Source organism: Bacteroides sp. (assembly GCF_052357945.1).
GTDB lineage: Bacteria > Bacteroidota > Bacteroidia > Bacteroidales > Bacteroidaceae > Bacteroides.
Genome location: NZ_DAWCXD010000195.1, coordinates 1 through 7452, shown reverse-complemented (window position 1 = coordinate 7452; position 7452 = coordinate 1). Strand labels below are relative to the sequence as shown.

Below are 7452 nucleotides of genomic sequence, written 5' to 3'. Positions count from 1 at the left end.
AAGCAGCACCGAAGCAAGCAGAGAATGTCGGAGTCGGTTCAGTGATACCACGTTCCGTACCAGCTAATTTAGCTGTAAATCCAGACAAGAAGTAGTATTGAGCCTGTTCCGGGTTCAGGATAGATACTGGAGGCAATACACCAAACGCATCAGCAGACAAGAAAATAACTTGTTTTGCGTGAGGACCTTTAGAAACCGGTTTAACGATGTTTTCGATGTGATAGATAGGATAAGAAACACGAGTGTTTTCAGTCACGCTCTTGTCTGTGAAATCAATCTTACCGTTAGCGTCAACAGTTACGTTTTCAAGTAATGCGTCACGTTTGATAGCATTGTAGATATCCGGTTCACTATCTTTATCCAAGTTGATAACCTTAGCGTAGCAACCACCTTCGTAGTTGAATACACCTTCGTTATCCCATCCGTGTTCGTCATCACCGATCAATTTACGTTTCGGGTCAGTAGACAAAGTAGTCTTACCTGTACCAGACAATCCGAAGAAGATAGCAGAGCTAGTTCCTTCCATATCAGTGTTAGCAGAGCAGTGCATAGAAGCGATACCACGAAGCGGGTTCATGTAGTTCATGATAGAGAACATACCTTTCTTCATTTCACCACCGTACCAAGTGTTCAGGATAACTTGTTCTTTAGTCTTCAAGTTGAAAACAGTAGCTGTTTCAGAGTTCAAGCCCAGTTCTTTATAGTTGTCAACTTTTGCTTTAGATGCATTGAAACATACAAAATCAGGTTCTCCGTAAGCTTCCAGTTCTTCAGCAGTCGGGCGGATGAACATGTTAGTTACGAAATGAGCCTGCCAAGCTACTTCCATGATGAAACGTACTTTCATACGAGTAGCTTCGTTAGCACCACAGAAAGTATCAACAACGAACAAACGTTTGCCGGAAAGTTGTTTTACAGCTTTAGCTTTCAAATCAGCCCAAGCTTCTTCAGTACATGGTTTGTTGTCGTTTTTGTAATCTTCAGAAGTCCACCATACAGAATCAGCAGAAGCTTCATTCTTAACGAAGAATTTATCTTTAGGAGAACGACCGGTATAGATACCTGTCATCACGTTCACAGCGCCTAATTCAGTTACTTGACCTTTTTCAAAGCCTTCCAGACTCGGTTTTGTTTCTTCAGCGAACAAAACATCATAAGACGGATTGTGCAAAATCTCGGTCACACCTGTGATGCCGTACTTGCTTAAATCTAAATTTGCCATTTTCTTTGAATTAATTAAAATTGGTATTTTGTTTTCTATCTCTTTTCACCTTAACATGGGAGCTTAGAATACCCCCTTGTAAATCCGGCAACAAAAGTAATACTTTCTTTGGAAAGGAAGAAGGTATTAGAGAAATTTTTCCCTAATTGAAACTCTTTTATAAATTCCTAACAATATCTGCAAACTGAATATTGCAATTTGAAAGATTATCGTTTACTTTGCAAGCCAGTATGTTATCAATACTATGAAAATGAGATTAAAATTTGATTAAAATATAATATGAAAGTAATTGATTTTGGCCAAACTAATTCGATTCTAAACCAGTACATATCCGAAATTAGAAATGTAGAAGTTCAGAACGACCGCCTGCGTTTCCGCCGTAACATCGAACGGATCGGAGAAATCATGGCTTATGAAATGAGTAAAGAGTTTAAATACTCGGTAAAGAACATCCAGACACCACTGGGAATCGCTCCGGTCAGTACGCCGGACAACAATTTAGTAATCAGTACGATCCTGCGTGCTGGTCTGCCTTTCCATCAAGGTTTCCTTAGTTATTTCGACGGGGCGGAGAATGCGTTTGTTTCCGCTTACCGCAAATATAAAGATACGCTAAAATTCGATATACATATAGAATATATCGCTTCTCCCCGCATTGATGACAAAACGCTGATTATCACCGACCCTATGCTGGCAACAGGAGGCAGTATGGAGCTTAGTTACCAGGCAATGCTGACCAAAGGACACCCTGCCGAAATTCATGTTGCTTCGATTATCGCCAGTCAAAAGGCTATCGATCATATAAAGAATGTATTTCCTGAAGACAAGACAACAATCTGGTGCGCAGCCATCGATCCCGAACTCAACGAACATTCTTACATTGTTCCGGGACTGGGCGATGCAGGCGATCTTGCCTATGGTGAAAAAGAATAAATGTTTAAAGATTCTTCCGATATTGCTGCGGTGAAACCCCAACCTGCTTCTTAAAGAACGTACCGAAATAAGAAGCATTGGGGAAACCGAAGACATTTGAAATCTCCTGAATATCTTTCTGCGTATTTTTAAGCAATGAGATGCTTTTACGAATGATAGCTTTGAATACAAGTTCCTGCACGGTATATCCGCAGATACTCTTAGAAACGGCAGAAAGATATTTAGGAGACAAACACAATTTATCCGCATAAAACTCAACACCCCGTTCCTGCATATAATATTTTTCGATTAACTGGATCAAGTGAATAAAGACCTCATTTTTGCGTCCTCCCACTTCCCGCCCGTCATTGACGAGTTTGCGATTATAAATAGAGCAAATCCTGTACGTCAATGCAAGTAGAAGTAATTTCTGCTCATAAAGTTTAAATGAATTTTCTTCCGACTGTAATACATTGTCCAATAAGGACATATACTTTACGATCTCTTCTTCCTCACCAGTAGACCAGACACAAGAAGGTTCTTCGGGAGTAAGACGGGAATACATATACATGGAAACAACCAGATTCCCCATAATATCCCGGATCGGTTCTATCTGATAAATCAAAATCCGTACCTCCATGTCTTCCGACTCTTGCAAAACCTGAAACTCGCCGTCTTCGGGAATAAACAAACTTTCGCCTGCTCCTGCGAAATGCTTTTTCTGATTAAGCGAAAACTGGAAATTACCCTGGCGGCAAATAATCAGCCCCAGTCCTTTCATTTGAAAAGGTTTCTTCAGTGAGGGTGGAAAATTTACAAATATCCCTTCGGAACTACATATATTTTTCCCACTTAACAAATTGCGATCAAACTGCAATAAACGATCTTGTCCGCCAGTCATCATACTAATATATTAACAGATCATTATCAAAAACGACACTAAGTTAGCAATTTTCGTTTAGGATAAGGAACAACAAGCACAAATATCATACAAATTAACCCACCATAAATTGTCCATCCTGCCATCTCTTTAAGTGCAGAGAGCGTGGCCTGCACCTGAATACGCCCTTTGGTAGATATAGCAGCCATGTTACGGGCTTCCGTCTCACTCTTTCCCTGATATTTCATACCTTGTACCGTACCAAGGAAAGAAGTGGAAGCATCCGGATTAAGCAGGTCCACATTTTGCGCATAACGGGTGATATAGTGTTGCTGCCGCTCCTGCAAAACATTTGTATAAATTGCTCCGCCGATACTCGGTCCCACAACCATACGCACAGTAAGCATAATACAGATCCAGGTGGAAAGATATTTAAAAGGCATACGTTGATTGGCATAAGCAGCCGTCAACGCATACAGAATCATCATGCCTGTGGCACGGATGATAACTGCGTATTTCAGACGCTCGTAAACTCCTGCTGTCTGCACCTCGAAATACATGAAAACTGCTGATAAAGACAGGAAGAAGAATCCCATCGCAAACAGATACTTAAAATGTAATCCTTTACCTCCCAACACCATAGCAATCACGGCACCAACAGCATAACCTACCATACACCAATTACCTAATGAAGCATTTTGCAGATTATCGAGATGCATCCCCACTCCTGCAAACACATTGACAAACATAGCACTGGAGTTTATCACCATCAATAATAAGTAAAGTAATGCTCCCATACGTATAGTACGCAGTTTGAACGCATCCAGCAAAACATAAGGCGACCGGCGCGTTACGTTCATATAAAGAAAAACTCCCGCAAAAAGAATACTTACAGCTGTCGCCCAACAGATAGATTCGTCATCATACCAGTCGAGTACTTTTCCATAAACCAGCACATACGTGAGACAAGTCAGCGAGATGCAAAATGCAGTAACATTGCCGAACTTACGGAAATTAATAGGAAACCTTCCGGGAAACTTATAATTCGGCATGGTAATAAACAGGAGCAAAATAGAGATCAAAAGAATCCCCATCATAAAGTAATACACATATTTCCACTCATATTCAAAGGACAGCCAAGCCGTCAATGCTGTGCCCGACTGTCCTAGAATCATAAAAAACAGATAAACAGCCGGCTGACTCACACATCTTTCAATGTCCAATTTATTCCAACCGGCAGTATCTTTCGGCTCCAAGCCCGGAGTAATATTGCGGGTAGCTTCCATTCCACCTGCATACCAAATGAGCGTGAACAGATTGACCATCATCAGTACCATACGCAAGAAACCCGTCAGAAGACTACAAAGCGCCAACAGAAAAACGCTGTCTGTCTTTGCACAGATATAACTGAATATATACATGAACGCAAACCCGACAATACACATCATCTTCTCCCGCCGTACACACACCAACTGATATAGGAAAGGCGCAAAGGCTGCCATACCAATAGAAGTTACAAAATTGGCAAACTGGATATGCTCGGATATAATGCCAAGCCCGCTCATCATTTCGGTGCTATTCACCGAATAAACCCCGCCTACCGTAAGAATCGGCAGAAAGAAGAATAACAGAATGATAATACCCAACGGCTTGGGCATCCAGCTATAGAAAGGATAATTTTTAGGATAAGAGGGCATTAATTTTTGATTTATGAATTATGATTTATGAATTATAGGTGCACGGTGGTTAGAGTTTGGCTTTCACTACTACCATCATGCCTGCTGCTAATCGTTCATTGTCTTCTTTTGATAAATCGGTGAAGTCGATGCGTACGGGGATGCGCTGTTGGATCTTCACAAAGTTGCCTGCGGAGTTATCGGTCGGCACTAATGAATATTTGGAGCCGGTAGCTCCTGATATAGAGGTGACTTTGCCTTTAAACTCTTTATCGCTAATGGCATCTACTGTGACAAATACTTCCTGTCCGATATGCAGGTTCTCGATTTGTGTCTCCTTATAATTGGCAACGATCCATTTCTGGGTATCAGGAAGAATATAGGTGATGGTCTGCCCTGCCGAAATAAACTGTCCTTCCTCTAATGAGCGACGGCCGAGTTTTCCGTCACAAGGAGCTATTACAACCGTATAGGAAAGATTCAACCGGGCCATTTCGAGCGCAGCTGTTGCTCTTTGAATAGCCGCTTCGGTATTCATGCGACGGTAGGACACTTCATCTACACCGGAAAGAGCTGCTTTTTTCTGCCTTTTCGTAGCTTCCAGCTTCTTACGCGTAGCTTCATAATCAGTGACAATCTGTTCAAGTTGGATAGGAGTAGCCGCATTTCGTTTCACGAGGTTCTCATATCGTTTCCGGTCTTTTTCCAGTTTCGCCAAACGTACTTCAATCTCGGCAATAGACGCATCGTAAACAGATGCTGTTGTCTGCGTAGTATTGAGTGTTGCATTGATGACCGTCGCACCGGCTTGCGCATCTTTCAAGGCAGCTTCAGCCTCCATTACGCGAATTTTATATTCACGATCATCCAGTACCAGCAAAGTATCTCCTTTATGCACCTCCTGATGTTCTGTAAAGTAGATTTTGTCAATGTAACCTGAAGCACGTAGATTGATAGGAGACACATATTGTTCTATTTGTGCATCGTTACTAGTCTCCGTCTGGCTATAATTCAAAAAAAGGCAGATCACTTCAATCACTCCCCAAACAATAATAGCCACTCCGAGAAGGCTGATAGCAATCTGCCAGCGACGAAGTTTCTTCATTTTTTTTGCTTTCTCCCGATGAGTAGCGGAAGGAAGGTTATTTTCCATTGTTTCCATATTTATGATTGTTATTTGCGTATTATTTGACTAATGATTCTATTTGTCCGGTCAGTTTAAGCAGCACCAGGTTAGTCACCCGATAGTTATAATGTGCACTGATATAGTTGTTTTGAGCTTCACTCATCTGCATTTCATCTTGCAGCACTTCCGTCATGGAAGCAATGCCTTCCCGGTAACGATCGGAAGTGACTGCGTACACATCTTCGGCAAGCAAGTAGTTATCCTTCTGTTTCTTAAAGTTACGCTGATTGTTCATCAGGTCGTTCACAGCATTCAGATATTGAGTTTGCAAATTCTTCCGGGCATCTTCCCATGCCAGTCTTTTATTCTCTATATCGATCATCGCCTTCTTTATTTTATAGGTTTTATCCAGTCCGTCGAAAATCGGAATACGCAAGGTTAGTCCCACTCCATAAGAACGAAACCATTGATTGGACGGACCGGAGTGGAACCAATGATAACCTTTATCCGTATATGCGGCATATCGCCAGCTACCTGTCAGACTAAGAGAAGGGATATATCCATTAGTAATGATCTTCTTTTGTCGTTCCGCCAGTTGTACTTGCGATTGTGAAAGTTGAAGTTCATAGATATTTTCCGACAAGCCGGTCAGGGCTACCGTAGTAATGCTATCGGTATTTACCGGTGTCAGCGCGATTTCCTTTTCAGCCGGATAATCCATAATGTATTTCAGCATATTCAATTGCTGTTTCATCATTGCTTGTGCATTGTCATATTGCACCTTCAGATTTTCCAAATTGATATTGACTCTTTTCAGATCGACTTCCATAGACATTCCGTTATCGAAGAAAGCCTGCGTTATATCTCTCAATTCCTCCAGACGGGTAATATTAGCTTTTATCAGCATGATTTGTTCGGCCGTGACCTGTCCGAGATAATACATCTTACTGATTTGGAGAATAACATCTTCCCTGGCTTTTCCATAAGACAGACGGCTGATTTCTTCCATCACTTTAGCTATGGACATAGAAGTATAAAGAGTCTGATTGAAAAGCGGCATTTGCATTTCCAGTCCTGCATTAGCAGAATGTTGCAGCGTCTGCGTTATATTATAAGGAACACCGTAAGACGATCCGTCTGTAACGGACACCGGAGGATCGAAGTTATTACTATAACCGGCTATCGCATTAATTTGCGGCAACAGCTTCGAACGGTTTTCAGATACGCCATATTTACTTTTCTGTATTTCTCGGCGTTTCCCTTCTAACGACAAGTTATTGTCAATACCAATGCGGAGACAGTCCTCTAATGTCAGGACCTCTACTTCCTGCGTTTTTCCGTTTAACACGAACAAGAAAAAAAAGGAAAAAATGAATAGTAGTCTTTTCATAATATATGCTCTATTATTGGCTACAAATTTAGTAGCTTACAACATAATGAGACTATCCACAAACTATTTGTTTATATTCATATTTTCCTTTTTCAATGAACAAACAATAAACAACCACTCTCATAGATAAAAACGTAAATCCTCTTTCAACCTATCACCTGCATTATCAAACCCTTTATTCATCGTAGTTTCGTAAGCACTCATTGTATGGCTCTTGTTTATCCTATCAGTCATTTTTACCTTTGC

The 7452-nt window shown here is 41.1% G+C and carries 6 protein-coding genes; 1 reads left to right on the top strand and 5 read right to left on the bottom strand.

What is annotated here, in order from left to right; genetic code table 11:
• A partial coding sequence (gene pckA, locus ACT8YW_RS20970) for a phosphoenolpyruvate carboxykinase (ATP) (protein ID WP_444107035.1) occupies nt 1-1222 on the bottom strand: 1222 nt, incomplete at its 3' end.
• 279 nt (nt 1223-1501) lie between these two features.
• Between pckA and upp the strand changes: the two genes are divergently transcribed.
• Nucleotides 1502-2155 (top strand): uracil phosphoribosyltransferase, encoded by a 654-nt coding sequence (gene upp / locus ACT8YW_RS20965; RefSeq protein WP_004296418.1) that lies wholly within the window; start codon nt 1502-1504, stop codon nt 2153-2155.
• 4 nt (nt 2156-2159) lie between these two features.
• Here the strand turns inward: upp and ACT8YW_RS20960 are convergent, their stop codons facing one another.
• Genes ACT8YW_RS20960 through ACT8YW_RS20945 form a run of 4 tightly spaced genes read right to left on the bottom strand, consistent with a single transcriptional unit; the run spans nt 2160 to nt 7206 of the window.
• The gene (locus ACT8YW_RS20960) at nt 2160-3035 is read right to left on the bottom strand and encodes a helix-turn-helix domain-containing protein (RefSeq protein WP_444107036.1); all 876 of its coding nucleotides are present in this window, start codon (nt 3033-3035) and stop codon (nt 2160-2162) included.
• Between the two features lie 38 nt (nt 3036-3073).
• Nucleotides 3074-4711 carry an MFS transporter gene (locus ACT8YW_RS20955; RefSeq protein WP_444107034.1) on the bottom strand — a complete coding sequence of 546 codons (1638 nt, stop codon included), beginning with the start codon at nt 4709-4711 and terminating at the stop codon, nt 3074-3076.
• 49 nt (nt 4712-4760) lie between these two features.
• Nucleotides 4761-5852 (bottom strand): HlyD family secretion protein, encoded by a 1092-nt coding sequence (locus ACT8YW_RS20950; protein WP_444107033.1) that lies wholly within the window; start codon nt 5850-5852, stop codon nt 4761-4763.
• Between the two features lie 22 nt (nt 5853-5874).
• On the bottom strand, nt 5875-7206 hold the full coding sequence (locus tag ACT8YW_RS20945; protein ID WP_444107032.1) for a TolC family protein: 1332 nt from the start codon (nt 7204-7206) through the stop codon (nt 5875-5877).
• Between the last annotated feature and the right edge of the window lie 246 nt (nt 7207-7452).

Coding starts and splice junctions, on each gene's coding strand:
- upp (WP_004296418.1), top strand. CDS start 1,502: ATGAAAGTAATTGATTTTGGCCAAACTAATTCGATTCTAAACCAGTAC.
- ACT8YW_RS20960 (WP_444107036.1), bottom strand. CDS start 3,035: ATGACTGGCGGACAAGATCGTTTATTGCAGTTTGATCGCAATTTGTTA.
- ACT8YW_RS20955 (WP_444107034.1), bottom strand. CDS start 4,711: ATGCCCTCTTATCCTAAAAATTATCCTTTCTATAGCTGGATGCCCAAG.
- ACT8YW_RS20950 (WP_444107033.1), bottom strand. CDS start 5,852: ATGGAAACAATGGAAAATAACCTTCCTTCCGCTACTCATCGGGAGAAA.
- ACT8YW_RS20945 (WP_444107032.1), bottom strand. CDS start 7,206: ATGAAAAGACTACTATTCATTTTTTCCTTTTTTTTCTTGTTCGTGTTA.